20 protein-coding genes are annotated in these 23814 nt (G+C 55.1%); 16 read left to right on the forward strand and 4 right to left on the reverse strand.

All coding sequences use genetic code 11. The features are described from left to right. Nucleotides 1-144: 144 nt before the first annotated feature. Nucleotides 145-789: an acetate--CoA ligase family protein gene (locus K1V27_RS06715; protein ID WP_258928839.1), complete on the reverse strand. Its 645-nt coding sequence runs from the start codon at nt 787-789 to the stop codon at nt 145-147. A gap of 53 nt (nt 790-842) precedes the next feature. After that, nucleotides 843-2231 carry an acetate--CoA ligase family protein gene (locus K1V27_RS06720; RefSeq protein ID WP_258928840.1) on the reverse strand — a complete coding sequence of 463 codons (1389 nt, stop codon included), beginning with the start codon at nt 2229-2231 and terminating at the stop codon, nt 843-845. 263 nt (nt 2232-2494) lie between these two features. Between K1V27_RS06720 and K1V27_RS06725 the strand changes: the two genes are divergently transcribed. Together K1V27_RS06725 and K1V27_RS06730 are read left to right on the forward strand one after the other, a co-directional pair. After that, nucleotides 2495-3028 carry a macro domain-containing protein gene (locus K1V27_RS06725; protein ID WP_258928842.1) on the forward strand — a complete coding sequence of 178 codons (534 nt, stop codon included), beginning with the start codon at nt 2495-2497 and terminating at the stop codon, nt 3026-3028. Nucleotides 3029-3259: 231 nt separating this feature from the next. Next, on the forward strand, nt 3260-3664 hold the full coding sequence (locus K1V27_RS06730; RefSeq protein ID WP_353740543.1) for a MaoC family dehydratase: 405 nt from the start codon (nt 3260-3262) through the stop codon (nt 3662-3664). 79 nt (nt 3665-3743) lie between these two features. Here the strand turns inward: K1V27_RS06730 and K1V27_RS06735 are convergent, their stop codons facing one another. Further along, on the reverse strand, nt 3744-4427 hold the full coding sequence (locus tag K1V27_RS06735; protein ID WP_258928844.1) for a metal-dependent hydrolase: 684 nt from the start codon (nt 4425-4427) through the stop codon (nt 3744-3746). A gap of 300 nt (nt 4428-4727) precedes the next feature. Here K1V27_RS06735 and K1V27_RS06740 point away from each other — a divergent pair, with 300 nt between their 5' ends. From K1V27_RS06740 to cooS, 9 genes are all read left to right on the forward strand, one after another. Beyond that, entirely contained in the window at nt 4728-5099 is a 372-nt protein-coding gene (locus tag K1V27_RS06740; RefSeq protein WP_258928846.1) for a hypothetical protein, read from the forward strand. Nucleotides 5100-5211: 112 nt separating this feature from the next. Next, complete coding sequence (locus K1V27_RS06745; RefSeq protein ID WP_258928847.1) at nt 5212-7122, forward strand: LTA synthase family protein; 1911 nt, start codon at nt 5212-5214, stop codon at nt 7120-7122. Nucleotides 7123-7356: 234 nt separating this feature from the next. Beyond that, nucleotides 7357-8928: an imidazole glycerol phosphate synthase subunit HisF gene (hisF, locus tag K1V27_RS06750; RefSeq protein WP_258928849.1), complete on the forward strand. Its 1572-nt coding sequence runs from the start codon at nt 7357-7359 to the stop codon at nt 8926-8928. A 104-nt stretch (nt 8929-9032) separates the two neighbouring features. Further along, the gene (locus K1V27_RS06755) at nt 9033-10046 is read left to right on the forward strand and encodes an FkbM family methyltransferase (RefSeq protein ID WP_258928851.1); all 1014 of its coding nucleotides are present in this window, start codon (nt 9033-9035) and stop codon (nt 10044-10046) included. Nucleotides 10047-10104: 58 nt separating this feature from the next. Beyond that, nucleotides 10105-12261: a Tex family protein gene (locus tag K1V27_RS06760; RefSeq protein WP_258928852.1), complete on the forward strand. Its 2157-nt coding sequence runs from the start codon at nt 10105-10107 to the stop codon at nt 12259-12261. A 190-nt stretch (nt 12262-12451) separates the two neighbouring features. Then, nucleotides 12452-12607: a hypothetical protein gene (locus tag K1V27_RS06765; protein WP_258928853.1), complete on the forward strand. Its 156-nt coding sequence runs from the start codon at nt 12452-12454 to the stop codon at nt 12605-12607. Between the two features lie 214 nt (nt 12608-12821). Further along, nucleotides 12822-14051 (forward strand): NAD(P)/FAD-dependent oxidoreductase, encoded by a 1230-nt coding sequence (locus tag K1V27_RS06770; RefSeq protein WP_258928855.1) that lies wholly within the window; start codon nt 12822-12824, stop codon nt 14049-14051. A gap of 58 nt (nt 14052-14109) precedes the next feature. Further along, the gene (locus tag K1V27_RS06775) at nt 14110-14721 is read left to right on the forward strand and encodes a 4Fe-4S dicluster domain-containing protein (RefSeq protein WP_258928856.1); all 612 of its coding nucleotides are present in this window, start codon (nt 14110-14112) and stop codon (nt 14719-14721) included. Beyond that, the gene (gene cooS, locus K1V27_RS06780) at nt 14718-16598 is read left to right on the forward strand and encodes an anaerobic carbon-monoxide dehydrogenase catalytic subunit (protein ID WP_258928857.1); all 1881 of its coding nucleotides are present in this window, start codon (nt 14718-14720) and stop codon (nt 16596-16598) included. Before K1V27_RS06775 ends, cooS begins: the two co-directional genes overlap by 4 nt. A 103-nt stretch (nt 16599-16701) precedes the next feature. Here cooS and K1V27_RS06785 read toward each other — a convergent pair whose 3' ends face one another. After that, nucleotides 16702-18111 (reverse strand): LssY C-terminal domain-containing protein, encoded by a 1410-nt coding sequence (locus K1V27_RS06785; protein ID WP_258928859.1) that lies wholly within the window; start codon nt 18109-18111, stop codon nt 16702-16704. 259 nt (nt 18112-18370) lie between these two features. Here K1V27_RS06785 and alaC point away from each other — a divergent pair, with 259 nt between their 5' ends. The 5 genes from alaC to hisA all read left to right on the forward strand — a co-directional run bounded on the left by alaC (nt 18371) and on the right by hisA (nt 23813). Continuing rightward, nucleotides 18371-19591 (forward strand): alanine transaminase, encoded by a 1221-nt coding sequence (gene alaC / locus K1V27_RS06790; RefSeq protein ID WP_258928861.1) that lies wholly within the window; start codon nt 18371-18373, stop codon nt 19589-19591. 351 nt (nt 19592-19942) lie between these two features. After that, complete coding sequence (locus K1V27_RS06795; protein WP_258928863.1) at nt 19943-21247, forward strand: homoserine dehydrogenase; 1305 nt, start codon at nt 19943-19945, stop codon at nt 21245-21247. Between the two features lie 128 nt (nt 21248-21375). Further along, the gene (locus K1V27_RS06800; protein ID WP_258928864.1) at nt 21376-22599 is read left to right on the forward strand and encodes a cofactor-independent phosphoglycerate mutase; all 1224 of its coding nucleotides are present in this window, start codon (nt 21376-21378) and stop codon (nt 22597-22599) included. Next, entirely contained in the window at nt 22596-23018 is a 423-nt protein-coding gene (locus tag K1V27_RS06805; RefSeq protein WP_258928865.1) for an acyl-CoA thioesterase, read from the forward strand. Before K1V27_RS06800 ends, K1V27_RS06805 begins: the two co-directional genes overlap by 4 nt. Before the next feature lie 33 nt (nt 23019-23051). Next, nucleotides 23052-23813 carry a 1-(5-phosphoribosyl)-5-[(5-phosphoribosylamino)methylideneamino]imidazole-4-carboxamide isomerase gene (gene hisA / locus K1V27_RS06810; protein WP_258928867.1) on the forward strand — a complete coding sequence of 254 codons (762 nt, stop codon included), beginning with the start codon at nt 23052-23054 and terminating at the stop codon, nt 23811-23813. Nucleotide 23814: the final 1 nt, after the last annotated feature.

The following is a 23814-nucleotide window of genomic DNA, read 5'->3' on the forward strand; positions in this document are numbered from 1 at the left end:
TTTTATGACGCATTGCTATATATCACAGAATAGGATTTTTTGTAAACAGCAGGCTGGTGGCCGAACACGCCGGCATGGCCGGTTCGGCGGCGGGCTGCGGCGGGCGAAGCGGAAGGGAGGCGCGTTCCTCATAAAGTTTTGGCATCATCCGCTGGTGACAATACGAGCATCCACCACGAGCGCCCGGTCGGCGTAGGCCATCACCGGATTCATGTCCATCTCTACGATGTCTTCTCGAGCCAGGCTCAACCCTGCCACCTTGTCCATCAAGTCGATCAAGTGGTCGTCACCCACGGGCGGCAGGTTGCGGAAACCCTTTCGCAGTTTCGGCCAGGTTTTCAATTCGTTCAGCATTTCGCAAAAGTCAGACCGGCGGGCGGGCAAAAGCCGAAAACTCACGTCTTTGAAAAGTTCCAAAAATACACCCCCAAGGCCGAGGCTGATTACCAGACCGAAACCGTCATGCCGCTGAACTCCGATATAGAATTCCGCACCGGGAGGTGCCATGGGTTCAACGATGATCGCCGCTTCGCCATGGAGTTTTTGTCGAAGTCTGATCAGTTCGTCATAGGCTCTCGCCACAGCCGACTGATCCTCCAGGTTCAGAAAAACTCCTCCAACTTCGGTTTTATGCGAGTAACGGCTGCTGGAAAGCTTGAGCACCAAAGGGTAGCCCATTTGTTCAGCCGCATCCGCGGCGTCCTGCAGCGAGTCGATTATCCTGGTTGGGACGATCGGTACCTGAGCCTTTTCGAGCAGTTCCTTGGCTTCATGTTCCGGCAGAATCATGCGAATTTCTCCTTGTGCCCAATGTAGTGAGAGCAAGCACGTGCAAATGAGGTCTAACGGTCACACATGCGACGCCGATTGAGCAACGCGTTCAATGCCATGGCGCCGTCTTCGGGCGTGAGGTAGGCGCAGATGCCCTTGGCTGCGCATTCTTCCAAATGCGGCCGTACCTCAAATGGATTGGCCAGCAGCACCAGCACCATGGGTTTGGTTACTGTTCGCTGCAGCTGCTCCAGTTCCGGCAGCGGCAGGCGTATCTGGCGGTTGTAATTCCATACCAGAAAATAGGCGTCATAGTCTTCCGCCGTCAAAGCCTGCAGGACCCGACTGTAGACATGAGGCAAAAAACCCGGACCGGTCAAATCGACGGGGTTCTGAGTTGCAACAGCGGTTTTTTCGCCGATGATCTTTCTGACCGCCTCCTTGGTTGCCGGCGAAAGATCGGGCAGTTTCCACCCGTTTCCAATGAGCATGTCCATGGCTACAATGCTCGGACCCGCCGTGAAGGTGAGGGCGCATAACCGGTTTCCCCCGGGCAACTGCAGCATGCTCAGGGCTTTTGCACTGACGGCGGCTTCCCAGGTTGATTGGACTTCGACCAGGCCGGCTTGTCGAAACATGGATCGATACAGGTCATATTCCCCGGTCAGGCTGCCGGTATGAGTCGCCGTAGCCCGCGAAACCTCCTCGTGCTTGCCCGCCTTGTAAACCACCACCGGTTTACGTGCGGCCACCTTGCCGGCGGCTTCATAGAAGGCGCGGGGAGCATGCAATCCTTCAATGAACAAACAGAACGTCCTGACGGCCGGATCGTCGCTCAGGGCTTCCAGGTAATCGCCGAAGTCCACGACACTGCAGTTCCCGGCTCCCACAAAGTGGCTGAGTCCGCACTGCAGAGAACGCAGACACTGGCCAAGTGCCGTTCCAACACCGCCGCTCTGGGAGATCACCGCAACGGGACCGGGGAACGTGTCGAGATGCCAGAAGATGCTGTGCATCCCATGATGGAAGCTCGAAATTCCAAGAGTGTTGGGGCCGATTACCGGCATTTGATAATGCTCCGCCAGTGCCTTAAGGCTCTCCTCCAGCTCCTTGCCCCCGGCTCCTACCTCCTTAAAGCCTCCCGCCACGATGGTAACTGCTCCGATGCCCAGTTGGGCGGCTTCTTCGGCCATTTTCAGCGCCAGGTTCTGGTTGAGCAGGAGGATAGCCAGGTCGGGCGGCGGATCAATGGCTTCCAGACTTGGATAGCATTTCTTGCCAAGCAGGGTCTCGTACTTGGGATTGACGGGGAAAATATCTCCTTGAAAGGAGCTGCCGAGCAGGTTGATCAGGGGCCCTATCCCCACCGAATGCTGATCCTGGGAGGCACCGACTACGGCAATTCGAGTCGCATTGAAGGCCCTTTTCAATTTTTCCATCATTGTTGATGATATGGTCATGGCATCCTCCAAGATGATTGCATGCATAACGAAACGGGACCATAGCGGAATCCGCCGTCGAACGGAAAAGCCGGATTGCGGTCATACCGTTGCTTTTCGGCAATGGAACCGGAAAAACAAGCTTGCACACTATAGGGCAGATCGGCGTAAACTGGAAGGCGAAAAAACGACAGGGATAACGAACCACGGTTGCTATGGTCGATGAGTCATTGATTCTCTTTTATGGTTGCTCAACCGAAAACATGGGGGCAACGGGTGGAGGTATGATGCAACGAAACATCAATGGCAAAATTATCAGGCTTATCCAGGGCGATTTGACTGATCTCGAGGTGGACGCCATTGTCAATGCAGCAAACTCGCAGCTCATTCTGGGAGGCGGTGTCGCAGGAGCGATCCGCACCAAAGGGGGACCGGCCATCCAGGAAGAGTGCAACCGCATTGGCGGCACGACGGTGGGCAATGCGGTCATCACCGGCGCGGGCAATCTCAAAGCGCGTTACGTCATTCATGCGGTTGGCCCGCGTTACGGCGCGGGGAATGAAGACGAAAAACTGCGTCAGGCCACATTGAACAGTTTCGCGCGGGCGTCCGAAAAGGGTCTCAAGAGCATTGCGCTGCCCGCCGTGAGCACGGGCATTTTCGGTTTTCCCAAGGATCGGTGTGCCCGCATCATGCTCAAAGCGAGCATGGAGTTTTTGCAAAAGAAGGATACCAGCGTGGATGAGGTGATTTTTTGTCTGTGGTCCCGGGAAGATCTGCGGGTATTTCAGGAAACCCTGCGATCCATGACCGAATGAGTGCAGTTGTGCGCAGATTGGCACGAGTCAATGGCGGTCACAATCGGAAGCCGGATCAGCACGACACCTTGTGCAACACATTGGCGGCTTGCTCACACTGCGGTGTGACGATCTCATCCATGTAAAAGGGCCGGTCCGCGCCAAACTTTCGAGCAACCGGTTTGATGAGCGGAACAAATCTCAAGATGCGCTGAACCATAGACGCGGGATGGTGCTACGCAAGGAGAGACCATACGGGAAATCAAGGTCGGCGCGGCGGCACAATTTGCCAAGACGGTGAGTGAGGTGGACGTTTACCTCTATGCCGGGTTAAGTGACGATTTCAATCCCGCTCACATCAATGAAGCCCATGCGCGCAAACCCGTTTTCAAAACCAGGATCGCGCACGGCATGCCGGCGGCGGGATTCATTTCAGCTGTTCTGGGGACCCAATTGCCCGCACCGGGCAGCATTTACATTCGCCAGGAACTGAATTTTCTGGCGCCGGTCCACATGGGAGATACCATCACTGCACGGGTGGAAGTGGTTGAGGTCGACAACGGAAAAAAGAGAGTGCGAATGCGCACCACTTGTGTCAATCAGAACTCGGAAACAGTGCTGGACGGAGAAGCGGTGGTGAGCCCTCCGCGCAGATGAAGCCATTCCCGGGAACATGCCTTCAAGCGGATGGAGGAACCCCGTTGAAGGCATTGGGGCGGAGTGGAAGCTGAGAATGCTAGAGATCGATATGTTCCCCGGGTTGCAGCACGGTCACTTCGGTCGATGTTTCGGCTTCGACGCGCTTTTTCCAGGCGACAGGATCCTGCTTGATCACGTCAAAAGTGTCGTAGTGAATCGGAACGACCTGCCTGGGCTCGAGCAGCTTGACGGCGCGCAGGCCGTCGTCCGGACCCATGGTAAAATTGTCTCCAATGGGCAAAATCGCGAGATCAAGCCCTTCTTCGCCAATCAATTTCATGTCGTAGAACAGACCGGTGTCGCATGCGTGATAGATTTTTTTATTCTGAATGGTGAACAGAAAGCCGCACGGATTGCCGCCGTAAGATCCATCGGGAAGCGCCGAGCCGTGCTGAGCAATGGTCAGTTTTGCACGCCCCCAGGGATAATCGAAACCTCCTCCAATGTGCTGCGGATGCAGGTTGCTGAGTCCCTGGCCGGCCAGCCAGTTGTGGATTTCAAAATTGCTGACAACGGTGGCCCCGGTCCGCTGGGCGATCTGCACGGTATCGCCCAGATGATCCCCGTGCCCGTGTGATACAAAGATGTAGTCGGCGGGGACCGCATCGGCGCTGACGGCAGCAAGGGGGTTCCCGCTCAGAAACGGATCGATCAGCAAGTGGGTGTCGCCTGCTTGAATGAGAATGCAGGCATGGCTGTACCAGGTCACTCTAATGCTCATTTTGTCCTCCTTGTTTTCCGGTTGATTGGTCATCTCCAAAGCATGGAGACTCACCCATTTATACTAAACCATCGAGCAATCTTCCAGTGAGTTGCCCTTGATTTGTATCGGGGTAAGGTTTGCCGTTTTGCGCTGTATTCTCTTCTTGACAGGCACTGCGGCTTTGCATAAGGTGAAGCGTCGCCAAGTGACTGGCAGCGATCGTCAGCTGGTCTCAGTTACACCGGCACTGGTCAAAGAGAAACCGGGTGATCTATGGCCGCAGCCCCTGGTGGATTGAATGTGATGAGGAGTAGCCGAATGAAGAAGTTTTTGCTGCTGGTGGTAGTGCTTTTGCTGGCTCCCAATGTTTATGCCGGCGGCCCTCCTCCGGATAAGGTCGCGCATTTTTCAGGCGGTGTTGTCTCAGGACTTATTGCCACAGCGGTAGCCAATGAATTTGTGCCGCGCCACAGGCTCATAGCAGGCATAGTGCTGGGTACGATCCCGGGAATCATAATAGAAGCCGAAAATTCAACCTACTCGGCAGGATTTTCCGAGGGCGACCTGCTGGCTCATTTTTTGGGTTCAGTGGTGGGCTCAGTGATCTCGGATAAACTCATCCTGAAATTTCTGGTGGACGAAAGGGGCCCCAACAAGGCCTACGGCGTGCAGGTCGGCAAAAGGTTCTAGCGGCCGGATGACTAAAATTTTATGGACTGAGGCTTCCCCTGAATCAGAGTTTGTATTGACTACCCCCCATCATCCAGAGCATTAAGGTTCTCTATTAAAAATCCATTACAGAATGAAGAGAGATAATATTTTCGCGCATCGGCACGGAGGAACGGCACTCATTTTGGTGCTGTTCCTCGCGGTATCATTTGGTACCAGGTCCGTCCTTCTGTTCACATCCCATGATGTTGTGACCTGGAGCTGGTTCGGCATTTTCAGCATCTTTTTTTGGGGTTTCCTCTATGATCTGGCCGCGGCAAGCTACCTTGCGATCCCTGTAGCGCTCTATCTGATGCTCTTGCCTCAACGAATCTTCACCAGTCGATTGCACCGCATTCTATCCGTCGCCTTCTTTTTTGTTGTCCTGTATGGCCTGCTTTTCATAGCGGCGGCCGAGTGGTTTTTTTGGGATGAATTCGGAGTGCGGTTTAACTTCATTGCGGTGGATTACCTCATTTACACCAAGGAGGTGGTCGGCAATATTTATGAGTCTTACCCGCTGGTACTCATTTTGAGCGCGCTGTTTCTCCTCACCGTCCTCCTCACAGCGATCGTTTACCGGTTTGGACGGATGCGGTCATGGTTCGAGTCCACCGGCTCCTGGAAAGTACGCAGTACCTGGACAGGATGCGTTCTGCTTGCGGCCGTTTTGTTCACGGCGACGCTCGACAATCGAACGGTACCGGGATTGGGAAACTCCTACAATGAGGAGCTGGCCAAGAACGGCCCTTATTCCTTTGTAGCAGCCTTTCGCAATAATGAGCTGGAATACGACCAGTTTTACAGAGCCGAGGACAACACTGAAGCTTTTCGTCAGATTCGCGCTCTTCTGAAGACCGAAAATTCCACGTACATCTCACAGGAGCCTTACAATATCACCCGATTCATAGAGAACGAAGGGGAAGAAAAACGCTACAATGTCATTCAAATAACGGTGGAGAGCCTTAGCGCGGAATATTTGGGGGTGTTTGGGAATACCCAGGGACTCACTCCAAACCTTGATGCGTTGAGCGAAGAAAGCATCTTGTTCACCAATTGCTTTGCCACCGGAACACGCACGGTGCGCGGCATGGAAGCGCTGGTGCTGTCGGTTCCGCCGACTCCTGGGCGGTCCATTGTGAAACGCCCCAATAACGAGGACCTTTTTTCGCTGGGATCTATTTTTCGATCCAAAGGTTATGACACTGCCTTCATCTACAGCGGTTTCGGCTATTTTGACAACATGAATCACTTCTTTGCCAACAACGGCTACCGCGTTGTGGATCGCGCTTCAGTGCCTCAGGAAGCGATCACCTTTGCCAACGTTTGGGGAGCCTGTGATGAAGATCTGTACAACTGGGTGCTGGACGAAGCCGACCGTTCTTACGCCCAGGATAAACCCTTCATGCACTTCGTCATGACTACTTCCAATCACCGCCCCTTCACCTACCCTGAGGGCAAAATCGACATTCCATCCCACAGTGGCCGCCGCGGTGGCGTAAAATACACGGATTACGCCATTGGAGAGCTGATCCGCAAGGCCAAGGAGAGGCCATGGTTTTCCAACACCCTGTTTGTTATCGTGGCCGATCATTGCGCCGGAAGTGCCGGAAAAATGGATCTCCCCGTCAGGAAATACCGAATTCCACTGATGATCTATAACCCGGAGCTTTTGCAGCCTCGACGCGTAGAAAGACTGTGCAGCCAAATTGATTTCGCTCCGACTCTCCTTGGATTATTGCACTGGAGTTATGAGAGCCAGTTTTACGGCAAAGACATTCTGCGCATGGAGCCAGACAGTGAATACGCATTGATTGGAACCTATCAGAAACTGGGTTACATGAAACAGAATCTGCTCACTGTTCTGAAGCCCATCCGCGAGGTGGCCGCCTACCGGTTTGACCTGGCCGGCACGACTCAGGCTCCGGCGGCAGAGGATGCGGATTTGACCAAACAAGCGATAGCTTATTATCAAACGGCCAGCTTTCGATTCAATCATCGATGAGGGCCTAAGCTCTTTCATCCGGCTTCTCCCGCCAACGACTCGGTCGTAGTCCAATCCGGGCACCGCTGGATCCCGGGAACAGAGTCCATTGGTCAATGACCGTGGGCTCAGCGAAGCAGGGCGAATGAGAGTTCCCCCATGGCCAGGCGAATCATTGGTATTTGCTTGGATTGGAGGTATAGTGACAGCCTTTTTCAATTTTCTTCTTATTCTCAACGCTAAATGGATAAAACAATGATCACTGTGCTGGATTATGGTGCGGGCAACGTTCGAAGCGTGGTGAATGCCATTGAGAGCCTGGGGGAAAGGGTCAAGCTGGTGAGTGCCCCGGAAGATATTTTGGCGGCGCAAAAGCTGGTATTCCCGGGGGTGGGCGCCTTTGGAAGCATGATGCAGATTTTACAGGAACGCCGGTTGGTGGCTCCGCTGTTGCGTTATCTGCACTCGAATCGGCCCTTTCTGGGCATCTGTCTGGGACTGGAGGCGCTTTTCGAAAGCAGTGAAGAAGCGCCGGGAATTAAGGGTCTCGGCTTTATCCCGGGGCAGGTGAAGCGTTTTGACATCGGTCTTTCGGTTCCCCATATCGGCTGGAACGGCGTCAAAGTCAAACAGCCATCGACGATCTTTTCCGGTTTCCAGGGTGATGAAAAGGTCTATTTTGTCCACTCGTATCACGTAGCTCCCAGGGACGACAAGGTGGTCCTGACAACCACAAACTACGGATATGAGTTTGTCAGCAGCATCCAGCAAGGCAACATCATCGCCACCCAATTCCACCCTGAGAAGAGCGGCGGAACCGGCCTGAACATACTGAAAAATTTTCTGCGCGCTGGAACGAAAGCGGTGCGACCCCAACGGAGCTGTGCCGAGACTATGCTGGCCAAGCGCATCATCGCCTGTCTGGATGTACGTTCCAACGATCAGGGAGACCTGGTAGTGACCAAAGGAGATCAGTATGAGGTGCGGGAAAGAGGTGAGGTGCGCAATCTCGGCAAACCTATCGATCTGGCCCGTCGTTATTATGAAGAAGGGGCGGATGAAATCACCTTCCTGAACATCACCGGATTTCGCGATTTCCCGCTGGAAGACATGCCCATGCTCGAGGTGCTGCGAAAAACTTCAGAGAATGTATTCGTGCCGCTCACCATCGGGGGAGGAATTCGCGACTATACGGACAGGCATGGCAAGAGCTATTCCGCCCTGCAGGTCGCCGCCGAGTATTTCCGTTCGGGAGCAGACAAAGTGTCCATAGGCAGTGACGCCGTGATAATTGCTGAAAAATACTTGAAGACCGGCAGAACAACCGGCCGCAGTTCCATGGAAGAGATTTCCCGGGTGTACGGCAATCAGGCGGTGGTCGTTTCCATTGATCCCCGCAGGGTCTATGTGCCATCCCCGGAAGCGGTCGCACACCAGGTCATTCCAACGGCGTTGCCGGGTCCCGGGGGAGAACGCTACTGCTGGTATCAGTGCACGGTAAAAGGGGGGCGAGAGGGGAGAGATCTCGATGCCGTGACGCTGGCTCAAGTTTGCGAAAAACTGGGAGCAGGCGAAATCCTGTTGAACTGCATCGACCGGGATGGAACCAATCTGGGATTCGATCTGGAACTGATCAATGCCGTCAAAAGGGCGGTGACCATTCCCGTGATTGCCTCCAGCGGTGCCGGCAGCCCACAGCACTTTCTGGAAGTTTTCACTCAAACGGCGGCCGAATCGGCTCTGGCGGCGGGCATCTTCCATCGCAAAGAGGTATCCATCGACGCCGTCAAGGATTTTCTCAAGGGCAAAGTAGAGGTCCGGACCTGAAAGTCATTCTGCTCAACAATCTGGACCAAATTCCCCAATCAGCAGCAATCGGTATCATCGGGGAAAGCGGCAGAAATGAAAGGCTCGGGCAAGTACTCCAGGTTTTGAGGCCCGATGTCGAGATTCGGCTTTGCGGGCAAGCGGAAGATCCGCCATCCGGTTGTACAGCTGCCGGCGTTGCCGGCGCTCAATCCCACCGCGCGCCGCAGCAGGTGGATTGTGTTCTGACAACAACCTACAAGTCCAGAGTCTATTGTCGAATCCTGCGGTCAGGAAAGATCCCGGCCGAGGTTCCGGTGCTTGTGGTGAATCCCAATTTTTATCATCCGTTCCTGCAGCTGGGGGGTGATTGCCGGAAACACACCCGCAGGCTGCGGGAAGCCCAGAAGGTTTTTCCCTTCGATGAGGATAAAGATTTTTATGATCTGCTCATCTCGGCCATGCCGTTAAAAAGTGATTTGACCCCTTTGTATCTCCACCTGACGCAACTGTGGAGTCGCATGGGGAGGCAGTACTTTGACCACATCAACAAGTCTGTCATACAGACCGTCATCGAGGGGGGAGTGGCCGATGGCTGGGTTTCGGCACAATTCCTGGGATCTTTTGAAAACGCGGTCGTGTATGGGTTTGATCCGGACCGCGAGCTTTTCCAAAACAGCTACCACAAACCATTCCTGCTGCACAGCCGGCGCTTCCACTATATGCCGCTGGGTCTCTGGCAACAGGCCGCGCGCCTGCCCTTTCACGTCGCCAGAACATTCACTTCAAGGGTAACCGAACAAGGGCTGGAATCGGCCGACGATTCCATCGAAACGACGGCGGTGGACGATTTTGTTGCCGCCGCAAGGATCGATAAAGTCGACTTTATCAAGCTCGATGTCGAGGGAGCGGAGCTTGACGTCATGCGCGGCGCGCGTCAGACCATCTGCAATCACCGGCCGCAGTTGGCCGTATGCGTCTATCACAAACTGGAACATTATTATGAGATTCCTCTGTTGCTGTCGCAGTACACCGAGAACTATATTTTTAGAATCGGCCATTATTCGCCGTTTCATCTTTTCAGCGAGACGGTGCTGTATGGGATCCCCCGCGAGCTTTACTATTCCCACCCGCACTGACAGAGCACAACAGGACTATCCGGGAGAAACCCTCTCGCAGGATCATTGAAAGGAACCAATGCATCAACCACATACCATGACCATAGCCAACGAGCTCAACCTTCTGCCGAATCAGGTGGATGCAACCGTTGGACTTTTGCAGGGCGGAGCCAGCGTGCCTTTCATCGCGCGCTACCGGAAAGAAGCCACCGGCTCCCTGGATGAAACGGTTATCGTACAGATCCGTGATCGACTTGTTCAGCTGGAGGCTTTGGAGAAAAGGCGTGAAACCATTTTGGACGCGTTGCAGGAACAGGGAAACCTGACTGAGGACCTGCGACGGCGGATTGCGCGAGCAGAAACACTGGCCAAGCTGGAAGACCTTTACCTTCCCTTCCGTCCGAAGCGAAGGACCCGGGCCGGCATCGCCAGAGAAAAGGGGCTTGAGCCGCTCGCCCGCCTGCTCTTGCAGCAAAAGCCTGAAACCAGGCCGGCTGAAGAGGCACAAGCCTTTTTGGACGGAGAAAAAGGGGTGAGTTGTGGTGCAGATGCCTTGGCCGGAGCCAGAGATATCATCGCCGAATGGGTGAGTGAGAACGTCGAGATACGTGCTTCACTGAGAACCCTTTTCATGCACAAAGGAATTCTGAAGTCCAATGTGATCAAGGGCAAGGAGGCGGAAGCGGTCCAGTACCGCGACTACTATGAATGGGAAGAATCCGTGAAAAGCGCGCCTTCCCATAGAATCCTGGCGACCCGGCGGGGAGAGCGGGAAGGATTCCTCAATGTACGTATGGTGGTCAATACGCAGGAGGCTCTGGCTGTGATCGATTCAACCTGCGTGACAGGAAACGGTGAGGCTTCACAGCAGGTGAGGGAGGCCGGGCGGGATGCTTACAAAAGGCTTCTGGCGCCATCTCTGGAAAGCGAGCTGAAACAGTGGGCAAAGGAGCGTGCCGACAAGGAGGCGATTCGAGTTTTTGCCGACAACCTGAGGCACCTCCTTATGGCGCCGCCCCTTGGAAATAAAAGGCTGATGGCGATCGATCCGGGTTTTCGCACCGGCTGCAAGGTAGTCTGCCTGGACGGCCAGGGAAAACTGTTGCAAAGTGACACGGTTTATCCCCATTCCGGCAAGCAGTCTGCTGCCACCGCCGCAAAGCGGCTCATGGCTCTCGTTAACGAGTACCAGGTGCAAGCCATTGCCGTTGGCAACGGCACAGCGGGGCGGGAAACGCAGAGCTTTGTGCGCGCGTTGCCGCTGCCGGAAAATGTTCAGGTGATAATGACCGATGAAAGTGGTGCGTCGGTGTATTCGGCATCTCAATTGGCGCGCGAAGAATTCCCCGACGAGGATGTCACCGTCCGCGGGGCCATATCCATCGGCAGAAGGCTGATGGATCCACTGGCCGAGTTGGTGAAAATCGATCCCAAATCCATCGGGGTAGGGCAGTACCAGCACGATGTCGATCAGAAACAGCTCAAACAGGGTCTGGACGATGTGGTCATGAGCTGCGTCAATGCCGTGGGGGTGGAGGTGAACACAGCCAGTGCTCAGCTGCTCGCCTATGTTTCCGGATTGGGTCCGCAACTGGCCAGGAACCTGATCGGCTGTCGCGATGAAAACGGCCCTTTCCGATCACGGCGGGAGCTCAAAAAGGTTCCTCGGCTGGGTGCCAAAGCCTTCGAACAGGCTGCCGGCTTTTTGCGCATTCGGGGCGGCGATAATCCTCTCGATGCGAGTGCTGTCCACCCGGAATCCTATGGGATTGTCGAAGCCATGGCAAAGGATCTGGGATGCGGCCTGACCGATTTGATTGGGAATGAGACGCGTTGCCGCCAGATTGATCTCTCCAGATATGTGGATCGATATGTCGGACTTCCCACCCTCAAGGATATTCAAGCCGAATTGGCCAAACCCGGCAGAGATCCGCGCGACAGCTTTGAGCCGTTCGCCTTTGCCGACGGAGTCCAATCGATGGAGGATCTGGCACCCGGCATGAAGCTTCCTGGAATCGTAACCAATGTGACGGTGTTTGGGGCGTTTGTTGACATTGGGGTGCATCGGGACGGGCTGGTGCACCTGAGTGAACTGGCGGACCGTTTTGTGAAAGATGCGCGGGAAGTAGTGCATGTTCATCAGCAGGTCATGGTGACCGTACTGGAGGTGGATCTCGAACGCAAACGGATTTCCCTCTCGATGAAAAAGTCTGCACACGAGGCGCCTGGAACGTAGCAAACCAAGTCATCGGAAGGCCGCCCTAAAGCGGCAAAAGGGCGGCACAGCCCCTCCGCTGGCAGGCCCGGATTCAACAATCCTTTCGCACAATTACTGAAGAATTGAAGCCTTGCGAGCTGCAGGTATTGCATATTTGGGGAGGAATGATTGTCTTCACTGCATACCGATGAATTTGAAAGGAGATGAAATGGCGATTCTGATGTACGTCCTGACGGCGATGATTTTTACCGTGATGTTGCTGGCCATCCTTTTGATTCCCTTGCTCCACGCGGCAGGCGCCTATGATGCGCACAAGGAGGAGCAGAACGGCTCGGATCGCAAGTTCCCTGTATTCTTCGAATAGCAGCGCCACCACTTCCCTCCGGTCGCCAGGAATGATTGCGCACTACCCGGATATTCCATCATGTGATCACATGGATGTTGACAAATCTCATCTTTTCCTTTTGACACGGCCGTTTGCAATCTTCTAAATTCATTCAACCAGAGAGCGCTTTAAAAGATACTCGTCTGCTTTTCTTTCGTGGGCTTTTTATTGCATTCCGCTGCAGGAGGTCCATATGAAACATGTGATCATCGGCAATGGTATTGCCGGAATCAGTGCCGCCGAAATGATTCGTCAAATGGATGCCGATGCTTCCATGACGTTAATTGGCGACGAGTCATTCCCGCCTTACTGCCGCCCAATGATCAGCATGGTGCTGGAAGGTTCTGTCGGATACGATCGCCTGCCTGTTCGCGGTGCCGATTTCTATGATCGCATGCGGATCCAACCTATTCTTGGAAATCGCGTGACAGCGCTTGACGTCGACAATAGAACCGTCAGCGTCCAGGGTGAACACAACATTTCTTATGATAAGCTATTGATTGCAACCGGAGCCGATCCGAGGCCGATCAAGGCGAACAATCTGCACTTGAAGAATATATTTTTCATGCGCACTGCGGAACATGTGCGCGCTATGCTGGAAGCTGTGCCGTCGGCTCGCAGAGCCCTGGTTCTGGGGGGAGGGCTGGTGGGGTTTAAAGCCGCCTACGGGCTGTTGCACCGTGGAATCCCGGTGACCATGCTGATACGATCCGGCTATCCACTTGCGCTGCAGGTGGACCCGCGCGCCGGGCAAATGATTCAGGATGAGCTGGTGGCACGGGGTCTGGATGTGCGGGTTGAAGTCCATGTCATCGGGTTCGACGGCAATAGCAGAGTTCGACGGGCTTTCCTGTCGGACGGTACCGAGCTCGACTGCGATATGGTAGTCATCGGGAAAGGCGTGACGCCGGCCCTTTCTTTTGTGCCGAAGAACATTATCCAGGTGGATTTGGGCATTCTGGTCAATCGCCATCTGGAAACATCCGTGCCGGGCATTTATGCGGCCGGCGACGTGGCGGAACTGATCGATTTGGCGCGCAACACCCGCTGGGTCAATGCCATCTGGCCGGAAGCGGTCGCACAGGGGCGCGTGGCGGGAATGAACATGGTGGGACGCAAGGTGGCATACAAGGGAAGCCTGAGCCGCAACGTCATCCGGATTTTCGGATTGGACGTGATGACGGCAGGCATCGTCAATGCACCCCATGATGGCCCCTATGAGGTCATCGCCCGCGACGATCCCCTTCGCAAAAACTACCGCAAGCTGGTGTTTCTCGAGGATCGTCTTGTCGGAATGACGCTCGTCAATCATATCCAACAGGGCGGCATGCTGATTGCCATGATGCAAAGCGGAAGGCCCGTGAACATCTCCAGGGAGAAAATCTTGTCAGCGTCTTTCAATTACCGCCAGCTGATCAGGTAGAATCGTTTGTTTGCTGCGGCTTTGCCGCCGGCTGAGAACTTCTCGAGAAGGAGGTATCATGCGAAAGGTCATCGTTCATCCGCAGCGCTGTGTGGGCTGTATGCAGTGCATGCATGCCTGCGCCACAGCGCATTCCAAGAGTAAGGAACTTTTTGCCGCGGCACTGGAGAGTCCTCTCCCAAAAGCGCGCATCCATGTCGGAGTGGGACTGTTTAATGAAGGTTTCCCCAATCGCTGCCGGCACTGTGAACCGGCTCCTTGTCAATTGGCCTGCCTGCCTGGTGCGATATCCCGCGATGTGGAAACGGACACGGTCTTGATCGATCCCGACCTGTGCATCAATTGTGCTTCCTGCGCCATGGCCTGCCCGTTTGGCGTGATACGCTACCATCAACATTGCTATGCTCCACCCGGTAAGGTGGTTGCGGTCAAGTGTGACAACTGTTTCGAGCGCCAGATGCAGGGTCTGATTCCAGCATGCGTTGAAGTGTGCAAGGCGCATGCGCTGACCTTCGAGGACCCCTCCCGGGCACTCAAGCGCAGAACGGATGAGGTGGCCAGAAGTGTTTCTCCCGGCGTTTTGCAGACCGATCTCGCTGCCGGTTTCAGCGTGCTGAATGCCCACAAACGACAGCAAATCGAAATCGCTCTAAGAAGGAGTCAGTCATGAATGATTTGTTTGCCAATCGAACGATGACGCGAGATGGTCAGTTGCTCCTGGAAAAGGCGCAGCGGGACCGGATTGAGACGGTGTGGGACCGGTTTGAAAACCAGCTTCCCCAGTGCGGTTATTGCGAAATGGGTCTGAGCTGCCGCATTTGTGTGATGGGGCCCTGCCGCATCGATCCTTTTGGCGAGGGACCGCAGAAGGGCGTGTGTGGTGCCGACGCCGATATCATAGTGGCGCGCAACCTGGGGCGTATGATTGCGGCGGGAGCGGCATCGCATTCCGATCATGGGAGGGATTTGGTCGACGTGCTGCAAGAGGTGGCTGAAGGAAAGGCAACCGGTTATCAAATCCGCGATGTGGAAAAACTGAAACGGGTAGCAGCAGAATATGGAATTGTAGCGGACGGGAAGGATCCCGCCGAGATTGCCGGCGAACTGGCCTACGCCATGCAGGAAGATTACGGCACCCGCAGGAAATCTCTGACTTTGCTGCAGAGGGCGCCCGCCAAACGCCGCGCAATTTGGGACAAGTTGAACATTACTCCAAGGGGCATCGACCGGGAAACTTCCGAGATGATGCACCGCACGCATATGGGAGTCGACAATAACTGGCAGACTCTTTTGCTGCATGGTCTGCGCAACGCACTGTCGGATGGCTGGGGTGGGTCGATGATCGCGACGGAAGTTTCAGACATTCTGTTTGGAACCCCTCAACCCGCTGCCACGATGGTGAACGTGGGCGTTCTCAAGGCAGATCATGTCAACATCATCGTGCACGGCCACAATCCGGTTGTATCTGAAATGGTTCTGCATGCCTGTCAATCCGAAGACCTGCTGCAACTGGCCAGGGAAAATGGTGCTGCGGGGATCAACCTGGCGGGAGTCTGCTGCACCGGCAACGAACTGCTGATGCGAAACGGCATTCCCATGGCGGGAAATCATCTGACTACCGAGTTGGTGTTAACCACGGGTGCCGTCGATATGATGATTGTCGATTACCAGTGCATTATGCCTTCTTTGGGCAGTGTGGCCGCGTGCTACCACACGAAAATGATTTCCACCAGCGATAAGGCCCGGTTTCCCGGCATGCAGCACCGTGAATTTCACCCTGAAAACGCTGCCGAAAAAGCCCGGGAAGTGGTCAAGGAGGCGATTGAAAATTTTGCCGATCGCGGCGAAGTCTACATTCCGGTGGAACCGGTGAAAGCGATCGGCGGCTTTTCCGTAGAAACCATTGTCGACGCGCTGGGGGGCACCCCCCAGCCCTTGATCGATGCCCTCAAGGCGGGTACCATCCGCGGCGCGGTGGGCATTGTGGGCTGCAACAATCCAAGGATCAGGCAAGATTTCGGCCACGTCACTTTGACCCAAAAACTGATTGAGAACGACATTCTCGTGGTGGATACCGGGTGTGCGGCCGTTGCCACTTCCAAGGCCGGGCTCAAGCTTGCCGAAGCCGCACAAATGGCCGGACCCGGATTGCGCGAAATCTGTGGTGCGCTCGGCATACCGCCGGTTTTACACATGGGAAGCTGCGTCGATAATGTTCGCATTCTGGTACTCGCTTCGGCTCTGGCCAACGCGCTGGGTACCGACATATGCGACCTGCCCATCGCCGGAGCCGCCCCTGAATGGTATTCGGAAAAGGCAGTGGCCATTGGTGCTTACTTCGTGGCATCCGGTGTCTACACGGTGCTGGGCCCGATGCCTCCCATCACGGGCAGCATGAATGTTGTCAAACTCCTGACAGAGGGGCTCAAGGATGAGGTGGGAGCCACCTTTCACGTTGAACCCGACCCGGAAAAGGCGGCTCTTGCCATGCGCAGACACATCGAAGGCAAGCGGGCGAAACTCGGACTGCCCTCCTTGAAAGTCTAATGCCCTGAGGAGCGGCCCTTGCCATGTGGGCCGCTCGCACGCATGGGATTCACCGTTGCCTCAAGCAGGCAGGGTTTGCTGCACGCTGACCCCGCAGGCTTGGCTATTCATCCTGGCGGGGGGGCTTCTTGGCGGCCCTTGCATGCCAGTCGAACACCTGAAGAACCGTTTCGTCGGGTTCGATCACCATGATCAGCAGTTCTCCATCGGTGTAATAAAGATCTCCCGTGAGGTTAAATCCGGGTGCTTCGCGACGGCGTTGATGGTTTCCTCGGAAAAAACCCACCAGGGAAACGCGGCCGGATTCCACCAGGTCACCAAGTACATTGTCGCGGGAATCGTCGACGTCAGGGTCAATCCTGTGAGTTGTCAGATTCCAGGTCTTGAGGGTGGGGCGCACCCCAATGTCACGGCTCACCTGTCCCAGCCAAACGGGTTTTCCCTCCAGTCGCCAGGGGCTGCGCCATAAACGTAAGTGATTGCGCGCGTTGATGGTGTCTCGCGCTTTTTGCAGAGCAAAATCTTGGCGGCGGTCGAACAAGTAAAGATTGCTCACAGGAGATGTGCGGTAGCTGGTTCCGTTCAAAAAGCTGCGCGCGGTTTGCCACGACGTTGACAGGCTGAGGGGTTCCGTCTCGTCCCATCCCGCCAGTGTGAAAGCCTGCAGCACGTCATCCAGTGCTCCAATGATCACCAGGTTGACTGGATCTCCCTGCTGCGTTCCTTTGGCATTGGTGGTGCAGCACGGTACCGTTGCCAGTCGCCTGACAAAGGATTGCCAGTCGTGTTCGATATATTCATCATCCCGGTAGATGGATTCGAACTCCACCAGGTCATGATCAACAAGCGTTCCCGGAACCTTTAGAAACAAGGTGCAGGTGTACTTCTGATCGGCGCCCACCAGGCGAACCGGGACCTTCTTAGTGCCTGCGTCCACATGAGTGAACACAAAGCCTTCCGCCCGCTCACCCGGGGAGAGCGCCTCGTTGCCGATGCCGACATCGTCAAAATACTCATCCATATCCCGATTGGCCGCTGACGCCGACGCGGCCCGAATGGGGGCGAGGGGCAGCAAGGGCCACAACAGCACAGAAAACGTGCCGTGCTCGAAAAAAGGTCTCCAAACGGAAATGTGCGCTTTCTGTGCCGCTTCCATATGTGAATAGTAATGGGGATCAACACTGCGCTCAAAAAAAACCAGCATGGCATCGGACTTGTTTTCTATTTCCAGCCAGACCGGTTGAATGCCTTGTGAATACAAGTCCGCCCCGAATACCCTGCGGCATTGTTCGGAACTCAGTACCGTTGCAGCAACGCTGATCTTGTCGTTGGTGCATGTGCTGAGATCGCTTCGAAATAAGGTCTGCTCGAGCGGCACCGGTCGATACGAGACACAACCGGTGAGCAGCGCAAAAACAACCCAGCAGAAGCTCACCATGAGGCACTTGCCGGCCGATAAACCGTTACTCGATTGACTGCATGCGACAAATTGCCGGTTGTCTGGAGTAGTCATTTTCTAAACCTTTAACTTTTTGTAATCGTTCACCGCCAAGACGCGAAGGACGCAAAGACACGCAAAGAGCCCTCGCTAAACGACGCAACCTCTGCAATCTTGGCGTTCTTTGCGCCTTTGTGGTTCATAAAGGGCCGTATGGTGAACGGTTACGATACGATAGGCCGAGGGTTGAACGGGCAAGGACCGCCATAAAATGCTTTGACATCGTTAGTCCCCTAAGATATCTATTCTAAGCTTACATCAGGGGGAGAATACTATGAGTTTCAACATTGCACAACGCAGCCGAATGCACAGATTGCCGCCGTATGTTTTTGCCCAGGTCAATGCCCTCAAAATGGAGCGCCGACGCGCGGGAGAGGACATCATCGACCTTGGGATGGGTAATCCGGATATCCCCACCCCGAAACACATTGTGGATAAACTGATGGAGGCCGCTCAAAAAGGTCACAACCATCGCTATTCTGCGTCCCGGGGAATAACCAGACTGCGGGTGGCCATTTCCGACTGGTACAAACGGCGCTATGATGTGGACATCGATCCGGAAAACGAGGCGGTGGTGACCATTGGCGCCAAAGAAGGCCTGTCACATCTGGTGCTGGTTCTTATCAGCCCGGGGGATGTGGTGTTTGCGCCCAATCCAACCTATCCCATACACCCTTATTCCGCCATTATTGCCGGAGGGGATGTGCGCTCGATCCCCATCAGCGCCAACAGCAATTTTATGGAAGACCTGCAGCAGGCAACCAAACAGACTTGGCCCAGACCCAAAGCGCTTATCATATCGTTTCCACATAACCCGACAACCGCCGTTGTCGATCTCGATTTTTTTAAAAACATTGTCGATTTTGCAAAAGAAAATCAGATGATGGTGATCCATGATCTGGCCTATGCGGATCTGGTCTTTGACGGCTATGAAGCTCCGAGCTTCCTCCAGGTTCCCGGGGCCAAGGACATCGGTGTCGAATTTTTTTCTCTCTCGAAGAGTTACAGCATGCCGGGGTGGCGGGTAGGTTTCTGCGTGGGAAATCCGGAGATGATAGCGGCTCTCACCCGCATCAAGAGCTACCTCGATTACGGTGTGTTTCAGCCCATTCAGATTGCCGCAATCATAGCGCTCAATGAAGATCAGTCCTGCGTGCAGGATATCGTCTCCATTTACAAATCACGCCGTGATGTTCTCGTGGATGGATTGAACCGCGTGGGCTGGACTACGGAAAAACCTAAGGCCACCATGTTTGTCTGGTCGCGGATTCCGGAGCCATTCCGTGCTATGGGATCGGTGGAATTTTCCAAATTCCTCATTGAAGAAGCCAAGGTTGCCGTTTCTCCCGGACTGGGGTTTGGCGAATACGGCGATGAATATGTGCGGTTTGCTCTGGTTGAAAATGAGATGCGCACCAAGCAGGCGATTCGCGGGTTGCGCCGCGCTCTGCAAAAGGACAATGCGCAGCTGGCAAAAACCGGCACCAATTCTTGAAGGTGCTGGTCTACGGCGGGTACCGTGATGCTGCGTCCGGGGCTTGAGTATTCTGCTCCGCAAACGGCTGCGCATGGCCCCGAAGGGCTGGCGGCAATGGCAGTGAAAGCATTGACCGAACTGCCCCGCTGAACTGCCGCTGCAACGTTGAAACAAGGTTTCGTGCCGATGTGAGCCCTTCAGCCGGCTTGCCCTGTGGCGTGAGTTGCTGAGGGGCCGAATCTTTTTTCCCCTGGACGGCGCAGCTCTTTCCCAAGGATCTGTTGAACTGTTGGACCATGTTGATCGGCACTTTGCGTCGTATCGGAAACTGACCGCAGAAGATGATATTGAGATAGATTTGAGGAAGAGATGCGTGCGATTGGAATCGGGTTGATCGGTTGGGGCACCGTTGGATGTGGTGTGATTCGTGTGCTGCACGAGAATGCCCAAGAAATCGAGGCTCGCCTGGGCGTTCCCCTGAAGTTGACACGGGTAGTGGATATGGATCTGGAGCGGCAAAGACCGGTTTCGGTCCCTGCGGATATGCTCACCAAACGGGCCGAAGATGTTCTCGAAGATCCCAACATACAAATCGTGGTGGAACTGATTGGAGGCTTGGGCGCTGCTAAGACCATCATCTGTAAGGCCCTGGACAATAAGAAATATGTCGTAACAGCCAATAAGGCTCTGCTTGCCCACAGCGGCAACGAGCTCTTCGAAATTGCCCGCAAAAATGGCCGGGCCATTGGATTTGAAGCGTCCGTAGCCGGTGGCATCCCGTTTATCAAATCCTTGAGAGAGGGCCTTGCCGCCAACCGGATAGAAACTCTATACGGAATCCTCAACGGCACTGCAAACTACATTCTCACCCGCATGACCGATGACGGCCTTTCCTTCCAGGCCGCGTTGCTGGAGGCTCAACAGGAAGGATTTGCCGAGGCCGACCCTACTCTGGATGTGGAAGGAATTGATGCCGCCCACAAGCTTGCCATCGCCAGCGCCATTGCATTTGGCAGTAAAATCAAGTTTGACCAGGTCTATACCGAGGGCATTTCCAATATTGATCCCTTAGATATCGGTTTCGGCAAGGAATTCGGTTATGAACTGAAGCTCCTCGCCATTGCCAGAAACAACGACAGCAGACTGGAAATGCGCGTTCATCCGACTCTCATTCCAGCCGGCCACGTGCTGGCCAGTGTGAAGGGTGCCTACAACGCCGTGCACATTCACGGCAATGCCGTTGGCAATATCATGCTCTACGGTCTCGGTGCAGGGATGATGCCGACAGGCAGTGCTGTGGTGGCCGACCTGATCGATTTGGCGCGAGATATCATGAGTAACGTGCCCGAGAGAGTAGCTCCCCTGTCGTTTCTTCCCGATCGTCTGCGTCCGGTTGCCATCAGGCCCATGAGCGATATCAGCACGTGTTACTATTTCCGCTTTGCCGCCGTGGATCGCCCCGGCGTACTCTCCAAGATCGCAGGCATACTGGGTAAGAACGACATTAGCATTGCAGCGGTGATTCAAAAGGGACGCGAGGTGGAAGGCGCGGTGCCGATCGTTATGCTAACGCATGAGGCGGTTGAAAGAAATGTCATTCGGGCTCTGGATGAGATGAAGCGACTGGATGTTGTGCTCGCTCCCACTCAGCTGATTCGCATCGAAGATCGGTGAAACCGACGGATTCCGGCTTTTGTCGGGATGACGCTGACGGCCGCAATAGGCAACACGGAACGTAAACTTCATATGTGCGAAAGCCGCTCGGTACCGATGGATTGCTCCTGAAATCGGGTGATGTGATCATGCAGTGCAAATATATCATTCTTGTGGGCGATGGGATGGCCGACGATCCATTGGAGGAGCTCGACGGCAAGACACCTCTGGAGGCGGCCCGCACCCCCAACATCGATCGATTGCTGCCCCAGGGCCGCCTGGGGATGGTGCGGACCATTCCCGAGGGGATGGAACCGGGCAGCGACATAGCCAACATGAGCCTGCTGGGATACGATCCGCTTCAATACCATACGGGCAGAGCGCCCCTGGAGGCGGCCAGTATGGGCATTCAACTGCGCAACACGGAGGTGGCCTTCCGGTGCAACCTGGTAACACTGCAGGAGGATGAGCAGGGCGTCACGCGCATGCTGGACTATTCTGCGGACCATATCACTACCCCTGAGGCCCATGAATTGATCGACGCTCTGCAGAGGACGGCTTGCAGCGGCCCCTTGAACCTGTATCCCGGAGTGAGCTATCGGCATCTACTGGTTTGGGACGGCGGGCGCGAAGAGTTGCAAACCACGCCACCACACGATATCTCTGGCCGGCCCGTGCAAGCGTATCAGCGGGGCTATCACCAGGAACCGCTGTTGCTGCAATTCATTGAAACAGCGCGCGACGTCCTGAAGGATCATCCGGTCAACCGGAAGCGTTTGGCCGCAGGCAAGCATCCAGCAAATGCGGTGTGGTTGTGGGGGCAGGGCAGAGCGCCCTCGATGCCAAGTTTGAAGGAAAGATTCGGAGTTACCGGTGCCATGGTCTCAGCGGTGGATTTGTTGAAGGGGATTGGGGTCTACGCCGGTTTGGAACCGATTGATGTGCCGGGGGCGACGGGGTACCTGGACACCAACTACCAGGGCAAAGTGAGTGCCGCGCTGAAGGCCCTGCACAAGGGTGATTTGGTGTATGTGCACATTGAAGCTCCGGACGAGGCCGGCCACGAAGGAAACTTGGCAAAAAAAATTGAGGCCATCGAAGCCTTTGACGCACAAGTCGTTGGTCCAATCGTTGCGGGAGCCGTCCAGTTCGCTAGGGTTCGGCTTTTGATCGAGACCGATCACCCCACACCCATTCACAAGCGAACCCATGTGTCAGATCCGGTGCCCTTTTTGCTGGTGGAAAACCTGAATACTTCCACAAAAAAAGAAGACTCCTCAAATACTTTCTGCGAAAAGCTCGCACGTGGGGCCGGTTGGCACTTCCAGAGCGGGGTCGAGCTTTTCGACTATTTTCTCCGCGGATGCCAATGAACAAAGACGATGGAGCCGCCGCCCACGATCGGTTCAGGGTCCTCTACGCCGATACCGATGCCATGGGGCAGGCTTATTATGGCAATTATCTAAAATGGTTTGAATTTGGCCGAGCCGAGTGGTTTCGCAGGCGTGGCATGAGTTATCGCCGGATTGAGGCGGCAGGTATTTATCTGCCGGTCATCGAGGCGCATTGCTGTTACAAAAAACCCGCCTTCTACGACGAGGTGCTCTCTATTCTGACGCGCTTTCACTTCAACGGACCCGCCAGGCTCAGATTCGATTATCAGATCAAGCGAAACGAGGAGCTGCTGGCGGATGGATTTACCGTTCATGTTTGTGTGAACCGCGAACGCAAGGTGCTCAAACCGCCCGATGATCTGAGATCCCTGCTGGAATCTCAGGCTGAGGGGCTGTGACCATTCGAAAAAGTTCCGGAAGGCAGTGTAACCATGATTGTGTTTCCCGCCATTGACTTGAAAGATGGTCAGTGCGTGCGTTTGATGCAGGGCGATCTGGAGCGGATGACCGTCTATGGCAAAAATCCTGTCGCAATGGCCCGAAGATGGGAGCGGGAGGGGGCTGAATGGCTGCATGTGGTCGATCTCGATGGGGCCTTCAGCCAAGGCCCGAAAAACCGGCAGGCAGTTCGAGACATCGTGCAGGCGGTTTCCATCCCGGTACAGGTGGGCGGCGGCATCAGACGGCTGCAGACCGTCGAGGATTACCTGGGACTGGGTGTCGCACGTGTGATTATCGGTACCGCAGCACTGCGTGATCCCGAGCTGCTCCGGATGGCCTGCCAAAGGCATCCGAAGCGTGTCGCACTGGGCATTGATGCGCGTGAGGGCAGAGTGGCTATTGAAGGATGGCAGGAGACCAGCGGTGTCCAGGCTGTCGAGTTGGTGCAACAATTTGCCCATATGCCGCTTGCAGCGATTATCTATACCGACATCGCCCGGGATGGAATGCAGGCCGGAGTGAACATTGACGCCACGCGACGATTGCTCGAAGCCACAGATATTCCCGTGATTGCGTCTGGAGGAGTGGCCGGTCTGGCGGACATCGAGTCCTTACTGGCGCTGATTCCACTGGGATTGATGGGGGTCATTACGGGCAAAGCCATTTACTCGGGTGCGTTGCAACTCAAGGATGCTCTGGCCAGAGTGAAAGCCTACGTGGAGCGGTCTGCGGGAGAGCGAGGGGAGAGTTAAA

Origin of the sequence: Desulfoferrobacter suflitae, from assembly GCF_022603395.1 — a bacterium.
Classification (GTDB): Bacteria; Desulfobacterota; Syntrophobacteria; order Syntrophobacterales; family Syntrophobacteraceae; genus Desulfoferrobacter; species Desulfoferrobacter suflitae.